Below are 16,715 nucleotides of genomic sequence, written 5' to 3' on the forward strand. Positions count from 1 at the left end.
GAAAAGAGGATGAGAGATAAGAAGAAACTTTTAATGGACTGCATGAATAAGGCAGTTGAAGATAAGGAACTGGCAGGCCTTAACTACCTTGTTCTTGAAAACGGTGAGGAGAAGTTTTACGCAGAAGCAGGTTATGCCAACATAGAGGAGAACAGGAAATTTCAGAGAGATACAATAGTAAGGCTCTATTCACAGAGTAAGCCCATAACCGCTGCTGCGGCCATGCTCCTTATTCAGGATGGAATAATCGAGCCCTATGAGCCTGTGGGAAACTACATCGACAGCTTCAAAAAGCAGGATATTGTTGAAGGCGGCGTGAGAAGACCTGTAAGAGAAGATCGTCCCATGTTTATTAAAGACCTTCTTGATATGACATCAGGCCTTGTTTATCCCTTCACGGATTCCCCTGCTGAAATCGGAACAGGGGATCTCTACAACGAGATGATAGACAGATTTTCAGGCGATAACATGATGAGCACCATGGAGTTTGCAGAGCGCCTTGGAACACTTCCTCTTAACTTCCAGCCGGGAGAACATTTCCGCTACGGAACAAGCGCAGATGTACTTGGCGCTGTAATTGAGAAGGCTTCCGGAATGAAGTTTGGTGATTTCCTTAAGGAGAGACTTTTTGATCCTCTTAATATGAAGGATACAGGTTTCTTTGTACCTGAGGAGAAGCTTTCAAGATATGCTACAGCTTATCACTGCGGAGAGGAGACTTTAAGACCTTACAGTGGCAATAACTTAGGTATCAGAGATGATGCTAAAAAGAATGCCTTTGAGTCAGGCGGAGCAGGACTTTTCTCAACTATCGATGACTATGCTAACTTTGCAAGAATGCTTATGAATGGCGGAACCTTCGAAGGTAAGGAGATCCTCACTGAGAGAACCGTGAAATTCATGACCAGTCCTCAGCTCACAGATGCACAGCAGCAGGATATGTTTTCATGGCAGACTCTTGGCGGATTTTCCTACGGTAACCTCATGAGAATCATGAAGAATCCAGCTAAGTCCGGAACCATGGTTGGAGAAGGCGAGTACGGCTGGGATGGCTGGCTTGGCCCTTACTTCTGCAACGATCCAGAGAGCGGCCGCACAGTGCTGATGCTCACACAGAGAGTCGACTACGGCACAGGCACTGTTACCAGGAAGCTTAGAAATATTGTATTTTCTTGATTGATAAACGCTAATGAAAGGTTTGAGTCAGGCCTTGAGGGACCGCGAAGCATTTTCTCTGCTCAGAAAGGGGCTTCAATCCTTGATAGGAGGTGCTCAAGCAGAGGAAATGGTCAAAAACTGGATTTTCTCTGCGCAGGAAGGGGCTTCAAACCTTGATAGGAGGTGCTCAAGCAGAGGGAATGGTCAAAAGTTGGATTTTCTCTGCTCAGGAAGGGATATTCAAGCCTTGATAGGAGGTACTCAAGCAGAGGAAAACGTCAAAAACAGAATTATCTCTGCTCAGGAAGGGATATTCAAGCCTAGATAGGAGGTACTCAAGCAGAGGAAATCGACGAAAACTAGATTTTCTCTGCGTGAAAATAGAAATCGGAGCCTAAAGAAAAAGAGCATTTTTGATACAGGAGTCAGGTGTGAGGTTGACTGTCATGTATGCCCTGAATGTGGATATATAGAATTGTATGCTCATGATCTTCAAAAACTCAAAGACCTAAGATAAATAACGTTTATAAATTCAAAGCCGCTACGTTTGTTTTCAGCCTGAAGCAAATGTAGCGGCTTTATATGTGTGATTGAAGTAAATTATCATTCATTTCAAATATGATGCTTAATAGCTTTTCTTTCTATCTTGATTCAGTTTTATGACTCTTCATTTTCATGTACAAAAATTAGGGTGTTTTTAATCGGATTCTGAGGGTGCTGTAAATCCTTCTTAAACTCTAGAATTACTAGTAGCAGATGATAACTGATGTCTGGTCAGTTTAGGGGAGGGGTTATAGTGTCTAAGGAAAAAGTTACGAAAATCGTATACTATCCATATAGGATAATTTCTGTTTTTCTTCTGATAATCCTGTTTTTTCCGGGGCTTAATGTAGCCAGGATAAGCGGACTTATCAATCGAAGCACATCGCTTCTTACAGCAGGTTTTTCTTACGGAAATCTCATAGCGAATTTTGGAAGAGCCTTTAAAAAGGGATGGGTCATGGAATCTACCATGCATCTTCTTAATATATCGAGTCTCTTTATTTGTCTTGGAATAATGGCCTGTGCCATAGGTGCATGCCTTTCACTTGGAAATAAAAAATGCAGGTTCATGGGCAATCTTATAAGTACAGTTGGAGCTCTTGTTTCTGCCATTTCAATGTGGGGAATATGGTCAGCATATTTTCAGATTGCTGCTACCACAAAGCCCTCCAAGGTTGAGCCAATGTTTCAGAATTTCTACTACATAATGCTTGTGCTTCTGGTGGTAATGGTGGTCTTATCCGTACTTGAGCTTGTATTTGTCGGAAAGCCATCTAAGGATGAGAAGTTTGAAATGGAAACAAAGTTCAAGCTTTTCCTGATGTTCCTTCCCTTCATTATTTTGGCATTTGTATTTTGCTACCTGCCACTTTGGGGATGGAGATATGCCTTCTTTGATTACAAAGCAGGTGACACGCTTTCCATGGACAGCTTTGTGGGATTTAAATGGTTCGCTCAGCTGGTTCGAAATAAATCCACTACAAGAGACATCATAAATGTAATGAAGAACACCCTGGCAATGAGCGGCCTTGGAATTGCTACAAGCTGGATGCCGATGGCTTTTGCGATTTTCCTTTCAGAGATAAAAAACAGCAGATTCAGAAGATTCGTTCAGACCTTTACAACAATACCGAATTTCATAAGCTGGGTTCTTGTTTTTGCTATTGCCTTCTGTATTTTTTCAACAGACGGATTTATCAGTTCTTTGATGATCAATCTTGGAATCTGGACTGAGGGGAAAAACTTTCTTATGAGCGGCTCCCATACATGGATTAAGATGCTTTGCTGGGGATTGTGGAAGGGTCTTGGATGGAGCGCAATCATCTACATCGCTGGAATTTCAGGTATCGACCAGCAGCTCTATGAAGCGGCTACCGTTGACGGTGCAGGAAGATTCCAGAAGATGTGGCACGTAACAGTACCGGGACTTATGCCTACCTTTTATGTACTTCTGCTTATGGCGGTTGCAGGCATTTTGTCAAACGGTATGGATCAGTATCTGGTATTTGAGAATTCATCCAATACTTCACAGATCATGGTGCTTGATCTTTACGTTTATAAAATGGGTATCGTCAAAGGCGCAATTCCGCTGTCTACCGTGGTGGGAATGCTTAAGTCGGTAATAAGTGTGACGCTTTTGTATGTAGCCAATACGATCAGTAAGGTTCTCCGCGGAGAGACCATTGTATAAGAGGGGAGAAAAATGAGCGTATCTGAAATAGCAAAAAGAGAGGCGAAAGCTGAGAGGGAGTACATGAAAAAGCACAAAAGTGCTATCAGGCAAAAGCCCTCTGACATAGTTTTTAATGTGATAAACTACTTTGTTTTCGCAGTCTTTACCCTGGTATGTATATTCCCGTTCTATTACCTTTTCATAAACACCATAAGTGACAATGAACTGGTGCGGAAGGGCCTTATAAATTTCGTTCCAAGAGGAATACATTTTGAAAACTACATCCGTCTTTTGCAGGTTAATGACCTGTTTGGATCCTTTGGAGTAACTCTTGCAAGAACCGTTCTGGGAACACTTCTAATGGTGCTTGCATCAGCCTTTGTGGGATATCTGGTTACTCAGCAGGACATGTGGGGGAGAAGTTTTTGGTATAGATTTCTGGTAATCACCATGTACTTTAATGCAGGAATTATTCCCTGGTATCTGAACATGGCTATGCTTGGTCTTACCAACAAATTCTGGGCATACATCATTCCGGGTATCGTTGCTCCTTACAACATTATCCTGGTGAAAACCTACATAGAGTCTGCAATTCCGGGAGAGCTTCAGGAAAGTGCAGCCCTTGACGGGGCATCTCATTTGAAGATTTTCTGGACCATAATTTTGCCGCTGTCAAAACCAATTCTGGCAACCATAGCAATTTTTGGTGCGGTAGGTCATTGGAACTCATTCCAGGATTCGCTGATCCTGATGCAGTCAGCGCCGCAGCTCTATACATTGCAGCACAGACTGTACATCTACCTTAATACCACCAGTAACCTGGCAGCACTTATGAGCGCGGGAAGTACATCAGGAATCAGTAAGAGTGTGCTGGATTCAGCACTTAACGGTAAGGTAATCAAATACACAATAGCAATGGTAACAATCATTCCGATCCTGTTAGTATATCCTTTCATGCAACGCTACTTCGAGAAGGGCATAATGATCGGGGCTGTGAAAGGCTGAGCTGTATTTCATGCCCTGTCGAACCAATAATACATACATATTGTGTTCTGCTGACGCTTTCGCTCGATTAAAAACGTAGTGGTTCTAAAGTGGTAAAGAACACCACTTAAGAACCAACGTTTTTACACGCAGCTTCACACAACATATATGTATTCTGGTTCTGCCAGGACATTGAAATACATTCACTACTTTAAGTGATGATTTTGCTTCGAAGCGTTTGAAGTAAAAACATATAACAAAAACAAGTAAAGGGAGGTTAGTGAAATGAAATCAAAGAAAGTTTTAGCACTACTGATGGCATCGACTATGACTATGTCAATGGCAGCCTGTGGTACCAGCAATCCGGCAGGAACTGTGACAACAGATACTGCGGACGCTGACGACGCAGAAGAGGTGGTTGAAGAAACCGCAGAAGAAACTGAAGCTGCAACTGAGGAAGCAGAAACTGAAGAAGCAGCTGCAGATGAGGCTGAAAGCAGCGAGGATGCAGGTGATGCAGCTGATGCTTCAGGGGATTTAGAGGCAGACTTAACTGACATCATTCCTAAGGAGACAGTTACACTGGATGTTTATGATCAGCTGGCAAACTACTCAGGTGAGCAGACAGGCTGGTTTGGCAAGATTATGCTTGATAAATTCAATGTTAAGCTGAACATCATTCCTGAAAACGACGGTGTCTATGACACACGTATGGAGTCCGGTAACCTGGGCGACCTTGTTATCTGGGGACAGGACGGAGATGACTACCAGCAGGCAGTTGATAAGGGAATGCTTTTTGACTGGGAAGAGGATGATCTTCTCACAGAGTATGGCCCTTACATCAAAGACAACATGCAGGCAGCCCTGGAGAAAAATAAGGGAATTTCTTCAGACGGTAAGCTTTACGGCTTTGGTTTTGATGTAACACGTTCAGCAGAGGATCCGGGCTCATTCATGTATACATGGGATCTTCGTTATGACCTTTATGAAGAGATCGGCTCTCCTGAGCTCACTGATTTTGACAGCGTTGTAGACTGCCTTGCAAAGATGAAAGAGGTTTGCCCTACAGATGATAACGGCAATCCTACATACGGTGTATCTCTTTTCAATGACTGGGACGGCGACATGGTTATGTTCGTTAAGTCAACAGCAACAGCTTATTACGGATATGATGAGTTTGGTCTTGGACTTTACGATCCGGGCACCCAGACCTTCCATCCCGTACTTGAGGAGAACGGACCTTATCTGACAGCTCTTAAGTTCTACAACAAGCTCTATCAGATGGGACTTCTTGATCCTGATTCACAGACACAGGGCTTTAACGGAATGCAGGAAGACTACCAGAACGGTACAGCTTTCCTTAACGTATTTAACTTCATGGGATCAGCTCTTTACAACACACCTGATCACCTTGAGAACGGAAAAGCAATGTTCCCTGTAAAGCCTTCAGAGGCAACACCTATCCGCTATGGTCTTAATGTTTACGGTGGAAACAGAATCTGGTCAATCGGTGCAAACACAGAGTATCCTGAGCTTTGCATGGCTATCATCAACTGGCTTTCAACTCCTGAGGGACGCATGATTTCTGAGTATGGTCCCAAGGATGTATGCTGGTACTATGATGAGAACGGAAAGACCTGCTTCACAGACATCGGACTTGCATGCAAGACAGATATTTCCACAGAGATGGGTAACGGCTATGACGGAACTTATGATGACGGTTCCTTCAAGATGAACAATTCAACATGGGCACTTGATGCTCCTAACCCTGACAGTAACGGTGAGACCTTCAACTATAGAAACTGGGCAAGCTTCTCAACTGAGGCTGGTTCTGAAATCGAACAGAAGTGGAGAGATTTTGCCGGAGCAGATACACCGGATGAGTACCTTGATAAATATGATTATGTTCTTTCACCCGGAACAATGTACACAGGCGGCGTTCATTCAGATGAGCTCCAGGTTGTTTGGGATCAGGTATCAACCTGCGTAAAGGACAACACATGGAAGGCTATTTATGCTTCATCTGATGAGGAATTCGATTCTATCGTAGCAGATATGATTCAGCAGGCAGAGGAATATGGCTATGCTGAGTGCGTCGAGTTCCAGGAGAACGAGGCAAAGCTTCGCGCAGCAGCAGAAGATGCTGCTATGGCAGAATAATAACCCTCTTTAAGGCGGAGGCTGCGGTCTAAATGGCCGTAGCCTTTTCCTACTTTTTAGAAAGAAGCCTATTCATATTTTTAAGTATATCTAATGTTAATATGCTAGAATTGTTTGTAGATCATTTGGAAACGAAATGGAGGAAATCCGCGTGGAAACAGTACTTATAGCGGATGATGAGGAAAACATAAGAGAGGGTATTAAGCTCATTATTGACTGGGAAGAGCTGGGATTTACTGTTGTGGGAGATGCCTCAAACGGCGAAGAGGCGCTGATGGCCATAACGAAATTGCAGCCTTCTTTGGTTGTGATGGATATGCAGATGCCAAAAGTCCATGGAATGGACGTTATAAAAATGGCAAGAGAGCAGGGCTTTAAGGGATATTTTATTATCCTTTCCGGCTACTCTGATTTTTCCTATGCAAGGGAAGCCATAAAAAACAAGGTGACAAACTACATCACAAAGCCTGTGGATGAAGATGAATTATATGTCACAGTAAAACGAATAAAAGAGGAAATTGATAAGAATACAAAAGAGGATCTTAAGTCCGGCAAAATGCAGAGTAAAGCCAAGGGTGTCGTGGCAAGAGAACTTCTTCTTGGAACTTATTTTGACAATATAGATTCAAAGGTCAGCGAAGAACAAAAGGAAGAACTGTCAGAGCTTGGCCTTTTACAGAATGCCTATCAGGTGGTTATTTACGAAACCTATCACAACAAGCTTGGCAAGGGCGAAGTGGATAAAAAGGACTACAGCTTTACGGATATGCTGGGCACCTTCCTTGAAAGCGGAAGCTACGAGGTGATTCCTGCTGAAGGATATAACTGTATTCTGTTAAAGGGTAAGGCCCAGATCGCGAGGTTTGAGGATTTCATTTCTCACTATGAAAAGCAGCCTATAGAATCCGGCAGTCCCCTGGATATGCTTTTTATTGCCATGGGAAAAATTGCATATTCTCCGGAAGAGATATATGCGTCCTTTGAAACTGCCAAGGCCCTTGCTAAAAGGCGGTTTTTCTGTGAGGAAGGAGCGCATTTTACACACGAATACAGCGATATCATTCCGGAAAGTAAAAATGCCAAAGAGGATGTAAGACAGGAGCTTAAGAAATATCTGGATCAGATTTTTGATGCGGTGATAAATGGTAACAGATCCAAGCTTATAAATATCCTTGAGGAGATTTCCGACTACATAAAAGAGCAGGACATAGACAGCTCCGATGTGTGCCTGTATATAACTGAGCTTTTGCTTCAGATAAAAGACAGACTCACCAAGCAGTATCCCAAGCTCTCTGACATTTTTGACTCCCATGCAGGGATTATTGAGTTCATAGAGAGCAGATTTTATCTGTATGAGATTATGCAGTATGTAAACGAGATTCTGGGAAAGGTCATGGACAGACTTCATGATCATGTGGGCTCTGAAAACATCATAGATGATATTATTTCCTATACCGACAGGAATTACATGCAGCCACTTACTTTGGAGGAGCTGGCAGCAGAGTTTGGATATAACAGCGGATACCTTGGAAGACTTTTTACAAGGACCACCGGCACAGGCTACAACTACTATCTCAACGAGTGCAGAATTAAAAAGGCTAAAGAATTTTTATCCGGCGGTAAATACAAGGTCTACGAAGTTGCTCAGATGGTGGGCTACAGCGATGTGGATTATTTTGGCAAGAAATTCAGGAAACATGCCGGTATGACTCCTGCGGAATTCAGAAAACAGAGCATAAACGAAATCGAATAAATCCGGTCATAAAAATCCCTCAATAAATAAATTCTTATGCTATAATATTTAGGAATATGTTTATTTTGGGGTTTTCTACGTGAAAAGTGTAATTGATCGTCTTTTAAAGGGACAATTTGAATATAACGAGAGAGTGCTGAGCTTCTCGATACCTCGTCTTGAACTTAATATCAAGCCCGGGGAAGTGGTTGAAGGAAGCTTTACGCTATACGGACCTGCTGACAGAATGGTGCAGGGGATAGTGGGCTCTCTTGAAATGCGCATGGAGATCATCACTGCGCAGTTTTCAGGGGCTGAGTTCGAAGTGGCTTACCGCTTTGACGGTACAGGTCTGTGCCCCGGTGATGTCATTAAGGGCGATATCAATGTCATCTCCAATCAGGGAGAATATCAGCTTCCCTTCGTGGTTAATGTAGAAATCAGCCACGTTATGTCCAGTATGGGTGCCATCAGGAACATGTTCCATTTTGTGAACCTGGCTAAGACCAACTGGGATGAAGCTAAAAAGCTTTTCTATTCCAAAGAATTTATTGAAGTGTTTGCAGAAAATGATACTGAGTATGAGAACCTCTACAGAGGTCTTTCTGCTATACCCATGTCTGAAGCAAACATGGAGGAGTTTCTTGTTTCTATTGGCAAGAAACAGCCTATTTCATATATTCCCGACAGAGCACAGATTGAAATCGATAATCCCGCAGGCGTTACCGAGCATACAGTTATGATCGCAAGGAACGGATGGGGATTTACTGACCTCAAAGTCATTTTCGACGGCGAGTTTATTTCTGCTGACAGAACAGAACTGACAGATCACGATTTCCTGGGAAATAACTGTTACTACAAGTTCTATATCGACGCTGCGGCTCTTCATGACGGCAATAATTTCGGCGCCATTATTTTAAGGACTGCCTACAATGAGGTGAAGATTCCTGTAACGGTCAGAGTCAATCTTGGAAAGTGGCATCTTTCTACCATGATGATGGATAAAAAGAAGTTGACTGTCAGCCTTGTAAAGCTCTATGAGGATTTTAGAAGTAAAAAGATCGGTTCCAGGGAGTGGCTTACAGAGAGTGGCAAGCTTGTAAATAAGATGAACACTCTTGATCCCAAGGATCCGGCATTCAGACTTTATACAGCCCAGTATCTGATCACAGCATCAAGAGAGTCCGAAGGAAAATGGATTTTGGATTCCATTGGTCCCATGCTTGAGGATCAGGATACAGGTGATGATACCTTATATTGCTATTATCTGTATCTCACAACCCTCATAAGCAGGGAAGAGGATGTTATAAATGAGGTGTCCCGCAGGATAGAGGGCATCTTTTCAAGAAATTCAGGGAACTGGCGTATAGCATGGCTCCTTCTCTACATATCAGAGAATTATTCCTCCAGCCCCACCAGCAGATGGCTTATGCTGGAGGAACAGTTTGAGCACGGCTGCAGAAGCCCCATTATCTATTTAGAGGCCCTTGGAGTAATTGCTGAGACTCCCACCATGCTTTCCAAGATGGGAGATTTTGAAATTCATGTTCTTGAATATGGCGTGAAAAAGGGATTCCTTCAGCCCACCATCATTGAGCAGATAGTTTACCTTGGACAGCGTGAGAGAAGCTACAACGACAGAATGTGTAAGCTTCTTATGGCATGCTATGACTTAAAGGGAGATAAAGAGTCCCTTGAAGCTGTGTGCTCTCTTTTGATAAAGGGAAACAGAACAGATAAGGAAGCCTTCATCTGGTACGCTAGAGGCGTTGATGCCGAGCTTCATATCACAAGACTTTTCGAGTATTACATGGCAGCCATTTACGTGGATGAGGATGGACTTTTGCCCTGCGAGATTTCACGAATGGTACTTATGTTTTTCTCATACCAGAGCGACCTTGAATATGAGAAAAATGCCATATTGTACCGCTATGTCCATGAGCACAGGGAAGAGTATCCCGATCTTTTTGATACCTACAGGATTCAGATCGAGAAGTTCCTTCTTGAGCAGATAGACAGAGGCAGGGTAAACAGAGATTTAGGCTATCTTTATAAGCACATGATCACAGACAGAATGGTTGATGCCAGCAACTGTGAAAAGGTCATGCGCATAATTTACAGTAATGAGATAAAGACCAAGGATCCCAGAATGAAGAAGGTGATCGTGGTCTATGATAAGCTAGAAGAGGAACTCTCATATTCCCTTGTTAACGGCGCAGCTTTTCTGCCTCTCTATGGCAGCGACTATGCTGTTTTCTTGGAGGATGGTGAAGACCACAGATATGCAGAGGGTATTCCTTTTAATAATGAGAAGCTGATGCTTGCGGGACATATCAGTCAGTATGTTCAGCCTTTTATTCAGAAGGGTAAGGAGAGCCTTGAACTTTTCCTTTGCGAGCTTGAAAAGAGCACCTATACCATCACCATGGAGAATGTGGGCAGATATAAAGAGCTTGCGGACTCCGGACAGGTTAGGAAAAAGTGCAGGACTCTTATTAGAGAGTGTCTTATCAGATTCTATTATGATAACGACTTTGAGAGGCAGCTTTCAGAGTATCTGGATGAGGTTAATCTCACCGAGCTTACAACCGCAGAGCGCGGTGCCATGTTTGAACTGATGGTTATGTCCGGTAATTATGACAAGGCATATCAGCTTTGCAAGAGATTTGGCATGTACAAGCTGGATCCCAGAATTGTCATGCGTATGTGTGGCAGACTCATGGACAAGGAGGGCTTTGAGGACAGTGAAGAGAATTCACTGATAGCTTTTTATGCCTTTAAGAATTCCAAGTATGATGAGCAGCTTTTGTCATATCTTGTAAGGAATTATAACGGAACTCTCAGAGAGATGAGAGACCTTTGGAAGGCAGCAGCTTCCTTTAGCATTGATTCTTATGACCTTGCAGGCAGGATGCTGACCCAGATGCTTTATACAGGTGCCCATATCGGAGATAAGACCTCTATTTTCAGAGGTTACGTTATGAGATCCGGCGGCGGGGATGACCTTGAGAGAGCATTCCTTGCACAGGAAGCCAACGATTATTTTGTTCACAGCATGGTTACGGACAACTATATTTTTGAGCGCATAGGCGTCCTTGCTGATCAGGGATGTGAACTTAACGATGTCTGCAAGATGGCATATCTTAAGAGATTTACTGAGCCTCACAGAGAGAATCTTAAGGAAAACAGTACAATCATCAAGAGATTTCTTTCTGACCTTCTTGAGAAGAAGATATATTTTGCGTTCTTTACGCACTATACCAATGAGCTTCCCAAGATGCAGATGTTCTGTGATAAGACCTTCATCGAATATCGAACAACAAGAGGTACCAAGTGCATAGTTCACTATGTGGGCGGCGCTGAGGATGATGACGAGTACCACACAGTAGAGATGCAGGAGGTTTATCCTGGCATCTATGAGGCAGCGTTTGTGCTCTTTTTCGGAGAACAGCTTCAGTACTATATCACTGAGGAGGGCAATGGTGGCCGAAGCGAGAAGCTTACGGAGTCAGGAATGCTCACCAAGAGTGATATCGTCCAGGAGGTTATCGCCGGCAGATATTCCATCATCAATGACATTATGATCGGTAAGACTCTGCAGGACTATGAGACAGTTAACAGACTGCTTTCCGAGTATTACAAAAAGAGATTTATGACTAATAAATTATTCAGGATGAAATAAGGATTTTGAGAGTTATGTCGTTACTGAGGGGGGTAAAAAATACAAGAAGATACGTGCTTGGATACGATCTGGGAGAGGATGTCTCGCAGATCAGTTTCCTTGCGTCGGACTCCGATCTTCCGGAGACCTTGTCCACGCTGGCAGGAGCCGAGCTTTACAATATACCTACGGTTTTGTGCAAGAGACGCGAAGTAAACCAGTGGTTTTACGGGAAAGAAGCTCTCTCCAGAATAGAGCATGAGGACGGAATAAGGGTCGATAATCTGATTCAGAAGGCAAGAGACGGCAAGAGAATAGAAGTAAACGGGACCGGCTATGATCCGGTATCTCTTCTTACACTTTTTGTGAAAAGAACCCTTTCTCTTTTGTCTATGGAAATGTCCATGACCATGGTTGATGCTATTGTTTTCACTACATCCACCATGGATGCCAGAATGATAGAGGTTTTATCAGAGGTAACGGGAGCTTTGTCACTGCCTGTTAAAAATATCTTTTATCAGAGCTATGAGGACAGTCTTTACAACTACATGCTTTATCAGCCCGATGACCTTCTGACTCATTCGGTTATTGCATATTACTACAATTTCGGCAGCCTTACTGTCTATGATATGAAGCTTAATCATAAGACCCAGCCTATCGTTGTCACCATCGATAAGGATAATTATGATGAGTTTGCTCTTTCAAGACCGGGATTTTCAGAGGATCCTGCTGAGCGTATTGAGGAGAAAAAGCATCTGGATGATAAGCTCTTAGAACTTTCTCAAAGACTTATGGAAGGCAGAATTGTAAGCTCGGTATTCCTTTTGGGAGATGGCTACAAGGATCAGTGGACGCAGAAGTCCCTTGAGTTTTTGTGCCGTGGTAAAAGAGTATTCCAGGGCAATAATCTTTTCAGTAAGGGTGCCAGCATAGCTGCCAGGGAGAAGGTTGGACAGAGCGATAGATTTTCAAAATACGTGCTTCTTGATGCAGATAAGCTTAAGGCCAATGTGGGACTTATGGTGAGAAAGCAGGGCAAGGAAGCATATCATGCCCTTCTTGATGCCGGTGAAAACTGGTATGACGTAAGCGGAAGCCTTGATCTTATTCTTGAGCAGGAGCCTTATATAGAGATCATGATTACGCCTCTTACCGGAGGAGAAAAGAGAATCCAGCGAATAGAGCTTACGGATATTCCATTAAGGCCCGCAAGAACCTCCAGGATCAGGATGAAGGTAAGTATGACATCAGCAGAGAGAATAGTTATTCATATAGAGGATATGGGCTTTGGCGAGCTTTATGAGAGCTCAGGTCTTAGCTGGACAGAGGAGGTGAAGGTATGAACGCACCACTTCTGTGCACGGGCAGATATGCAATAAGGCCCTTCTACTTAGAGAAAATAGGCAGAAGGATTTATTCCATTGAGGAGCTTTGCTACTGCATCGTTCAGAATGCATATATGATCGATACGGATTCCTTTGATATGGACCTGATCGATTGGATTGAAATGGAGCTTGGACTAAAAAAGCTCGCTGACGAGCTTAGAAAAATGGTGGTTCACAAGTGCTCCGCAGCTTCTTTTTTCGGAATGATAATCGACTATGTGGGTTACACCACCAAGGAAGACTATGACAAAACCATAGAGGTACTTCGTGGCAATGCTGACATGGATATATATGAAAAGCGCATGGCCAGAGCGGAATTCCTTATGAAGCAGGGACATGTGAGTCAGGCCTTTGATGAGTATGAGACCATACTCAAAAATACGCCTGACATGGATGTTAATGTCAAAGCCAAAATAGAACACAATGAAGGTGTTCTGTATGCTCATCTTTTTATGTACGACAGAGCTGGGGAGCTCTTTTTGAAGGCATACGAGGATGGCGGAGATGAAGAGTCTTACATGTGCTATCTTGCCAGCAAGCGCATGACCATGAGCGAGAGAGAATACATCACCTTTGTCGGGGAGAACAAGGATGCAAGAAATTTATCTCTAAGGCTTGAGCAGCGCATGGATGAGGCCAATGATCTTTACGATTCAAGCAGTGCCAATATTAAGCTCAGAAGTCTTGAACTGTACAGGACAGGAGCTAAGATGACTGAGTATTACGAAGAGGTAGAACGCCTGACGCAGGATATGAAGGCAGAGTATCGCGATCTGGTGAAGTAATTTATATCCCGTTTTTGCAGCGGGGAAGTTAACTTTTGGGGAAGATTTTTAATGGGGTTCTTGGATTTATTTAGGAAAAAAGACACATATCGCGCCGAGAGACAGGAACAGCACGCACTGGAGAACTGGAACGACATTGTCTATACCAGGAAAAATATAGACATGGACGATCAGGCTCAGAGGCGTGAGTATGTGGAGAACTGTCTCAATCAGATGGCTGAAGCCAGCCGTGATCTTGACTCTCTTCAGTTTGAGTACAGGGCGGTGACATCCCACCTTCGTGATATGGAGGAGATTGATGCACTTCCGCCGGAGCAGAGAGCAGAGATCAACAGAATCGCAGACAGGATTCTTGAGAGCGAGGAAAAACAGAAGAATTTCAATAAGCGCAGAACCCGAATGACTGACCGGGAATTCGAGAGAATGGAGAGGCTTCAGGGAGATGTACTAAGGGGAGCCAATGCTCTTAAGGAAGCGGAGGAGTATCGTAAAAAGATAAAGAACGATCTTCGAAGACTTGACGGTGAGCGCAAGGCTAACGAATTCAGAAAAGCCGAGATTGAGATGGCCACAGAGTACTGGCACAAGATTATCATTATAGGTTCCTGCGTTATTATTGCTCTTACCATTATTCTTGCGATTTTGTCAGTGGTATTTAAACTTGATGTTTCCTATGCCTACATGCTTCTTATAGTGATAGGTGCCCTTGTTTTCCTTATGTACAATCAAAAGCGTGTGGAATACAGGCGTGAAAAGAAGGTTGTTCTAAATACCATTGCAAGACTTATTCAGATTCAGAACACTGTTAAGATAAGATATGTAAATAATAAGAATCTCATCGATTACGAGTGCCTTAAGTACGGCGTTGAGAACTCCAAGGAGCTCTATCAGCTTTACAACAAGTTTATGCTTGAAAAAGAGGAGAGAGCAAGATATGCAGAGGCTGCCAAGTACCTTGACAGTCATCAGAAGAACCTTATCTACACTCTCAGGAAGTACAGAATTAAGGATCCTGAGATATGGATTCATCAGGCAGCAGCCCTGATCGACCACAACGAAGAGGTTGAGATAAGACATTCCCTTGTGGGACAGAGACAGCAGCTTCGTAAGCAGATGGATTATAACCGTGACGTTGTCGCAGGAAATGCTAAAAATGAGATTCAGGATCTGGTAAAACAGTATCCTGTTTACAGAGCTGAGATACTTGATATGGTTGATCAGTTTGAAAAGAAATATCCCGGAGCGTAAAGCAGCCCGCAAGTAAAAAGATAATGAAGATATTTAAAGCCGGTAATCACAATTTGTGACTACCGGCTTTTCTTATGCCATGCTGTCTTGATAGTGTTTCGCAGCAAAATTTCATCTTATGCTCATATTAAACTGTAATTTTTGAATCTCTGTAGATGATCTTCGGTCTTACGTAAGTGAGCTCATAAGGTGCATCCGGGGTAGCGATGCGATAGAGACATTGCTGCGCAAGGCGCTTGCCCAAAAGATCTATGCGGGCATCTGCTGTTGTGATAAGACCCTCTACATTGGCGAATTCTTCACTGGCATCGAAGCCTGTAACGATTATTCCATTTGGAATGCGCTCAGGGTGCTCAGTGAGATAGAAGTGTACAAAGTGTGCTATGAAATCACTGGCGCAAACAAAAGCATCCGGGAGCTCAGGGAGACTGTCCAGGTAATCATACAAAGTCTGCTTGTATGAGAAAATACCGATTCTGTCAGTCATAACAAATTCTTTTTTTATCTCAATATTGTTATCAAGAAGACACTGACCAAAACCCTTAAATCTGTCTGCGTTAGTCCATGCGTAATGTATGTCGCCGATGAAACCGATTGTCTTGGCACCACTTTTAATAACGGATTCCGTGATGTTATATGTGGTGTGAAAACCTTCGATAAGAATAAGGTCTCCCGGTATGTCAGCAGAAGTGAGATCCGGAATAGTATCAAGGAAAACCTTGGGAATTGCGATATCGGTTATTCTTCTTACAATCTCAGCATCATAGACATTCATTACAATTGCCAGATCGCAGGATCCGTTCCGAAGTCCCACCGGAAGATTGAACCCATCTGAAAAAATGGGATCTATACTTGTATAGATCAGATTGGAATTATTTCTGGCAAATTCTTCTGCCATGTTGTGAATGATGCTGGTCCAATATGTGGAAGATTCTGGTCTTGATACCACAAGAGCAATATTCTTGGGTTCAGGAGGAGCAGAATTCTCGGGAATACCCTTTAAGTAGCCAAGCTGCTCGGCCTTTTTCAGAACGGCCGTCTTAAGAGCTTCGGATACACCTTCATGGTTGTTAAACACCTTCCATACAGTAACTCTGGAAATTCCGAGTTCATCTGCAATGGTTTGCATTGTTACTTTACGCATAAAAATACCTTTCAAATGTTTCTTTTATATAAAGTACCACGATGTTAATAAAATGTAAACAATAAAACAAAATGTAAAGAGCCAAGGAAAAATCAGTTTTATGGATAATTTTGGAACAGGATATCGCAAAAACGCGATAAAATGCACGTTTTTAGGGTGGAACTTCATGTGAAAATGAATAACCGGTTATTGACATTGAATTAGTGAAAATACTACAATTATGTATATAAATGATAATTGATG

Annotated in this window: 10 protein-coding genes; 9 read left to right on the forward strand and 1 reads right to left on the reverse strand. The window is 42.9% G+C overall.

Annotated elements, in window-relative coordinates; all coding sequences use genetic code 11:
- Positions 1-9 precede the first annotated feature (9 nt).
- From G603_RS0100840 to G603_RS0100885, 9 genes are all read left to right on the forward strand, one after another.
- Positions 10-1,176 (forward strand): serine hydrolase domain-containing protein, encoded by a 1,167-nt coding sequence (locus tag G603_RS0100840; RefSeq protein ID WP_026669015.1) that lies wholly within the window; start codon positions 10-12, stop codon positions 1,174-1,176.
- Positions 1,177-1,954: 778 nt separating this feature from the next.
- Positions 1,955-3,391 (forward strand): ABC transporter permease subunit, encoded by a 1,437-nt coding sequence (locus G603_RS21845; RefSeq protein ID WP_242834816.1) that lies wholly within the window; start codon positions 1,955-1,957, stop codon positions 3,389-3,391.
- A gap of 12 nt (positions 3,392-3,403) precedes the next feature.
- Positions 3,404-4,378: a carbohydrate ABC transporter permease gene (locus G603_RS0100855; protein ID WP_026525531.1), complete on the forward strand. Its 975-nt coding sequence runs from the start codon at positions 3,404-3,406 to the stop codon at positions 4,376-4,378.
- Between the two features lie 264 nt (positions 4,379-4,642).
- Positions 4,643-6,517, forward strand: a complete 1,875-nt coding sequence (locus G603_RS0100860; RefSeq protein ID WP_026669018.1) for an extracellular solute-binding protein — start codon at positions 4,643-4,645, stop codon at positions 6,515-6,517.
- Positions 6,518-6,668: 151 nt separating this feature from the next.
- On the forward strand, positions 6,669-8,270 hold the full coding sequence (locus G603_RS0100865) for a response regulator transcription factor (RefSeq protein ID WP_051207312.1): 1,602 nt from the start codon (positions 6,669-6,671) through the stop codon (positions 8,268-8,270).
- Positions 8,271-8,349: 79 nt separating this feature from the next.
- Entirely contained in the window at positions 8,350-11,931 is a 3,582-nt protein-coding gene (locus tag G603_RS0100870) for a DUF5717 family protein (protein ID WP_026669020.1), read from the forward strand.
- Positions 11,932-11,945: 14 nt separating this feature from the next.
- Positions 11,946-13,253, forward strand: coding sequence for a DUF5716 family protein (locus G603_RS0100875; RefSeq protein ID WP_155831050.1), 1,308 nt, complete (start codon positions 11,946-11,948; stop codon positions 13,251-13,253).
- Complete coding sequence (locus G603_RS0100880; RefSeq protein WP_026525526.1) at positions 13,250-14,080, forward strand: hypothetical protein; 831 nt, start codon at positions 13,250-13,252, stop codon at positions 14,078-14,080. Before G603_RS0100875 ends, G603_RS0100880 begins: the two co-directional genes overlap by 4 nt.
- Positions 14,081-14,131: 51 nt before the next feature.
- Positions 14,132-15,328, forward strand: coding sequence for a hypothetical protein (locus tag G603_RS0100885; protein WP_026525525.1), 1,197 nt, complete (start codon positions 14,132-14,134; stop codon positions 15,326-15,328).
- 127 nt (positions 15,329-15,455) lie between these two features.
- Here the strand turns inward: G603_RS0100885 and G603_RS0100890 are convergent, their stop codons facing one another.
- Positions 15,456-16,472: a LacI family DNA-binding transcriptional regulator gene (locus G603_RS0100890; RefSeq protein WP_026669021.1), complete on the reverse strand. Its 1,017-nt coding sequence runs from the start codon at positions 16,470-16,472 to the stop codon at positions 15,456-15,458.
- Between the last annotated feature and the right edge of the window lie 243 nt (positions 16,473-16,715).

It is taken from the genome of Butyrivibrio sp. AE3006 (assembly GCF_000424165.1).
GTDB lineage: Bacteria > Bacillota > Clostridia > Lachnospirales > Lachnospiraceae > Butyrivibrio.

Coding starts and splice junctions, on each gene's coding strand:
- G603_RS0100840 (WP_026669015.1), top strand. CDS start 10: ATGAGAGATAAGAAGAAACTTTTAATGGACTGCATGAATAAGGCAGTT.
- G603_RS0100855 (WP_026525531.1), top strand. CDS start 3,404: ATGAGCGTATCTGAAATAGCAAAAAGAGAGGCGAAAGCTGAGAGGGAG.
- G603_RS0100860 (WP_026669018.1), top strand. CDS start 4,643: ATGAAATCAAAGAAAGTTTTAGCACTACTGATGGCATCGACTATGACT.
- G603_RS0100875 (WP_155831050.1), top strand. CDS start 11,946: ATGTCGTTACTGAGGGGGGTAAAAAATACAAGAAGATACGTGCTTGGA.
- G603_RS0100880 (WP_026525526.1), top strand. CDS start 13,250: ATGAACGCACCACTTCTGTGCACGGGCAGATATGCAATAAGGCCCTTC.
- G603_RS0100885 (WP_026525525.1), top strand. CDS start 14,132: ATGGGGTTCTTGGATTTATTTAGGAAAAAAGACACATATCGCGCCGAG.
- G603_RS0100890 (WP_026669021.1), bottom strand. CDS start 16,472: ATGCGTAAAGTAACAATGCAAACCATTGCAGATGAACTCGGAATTTCC.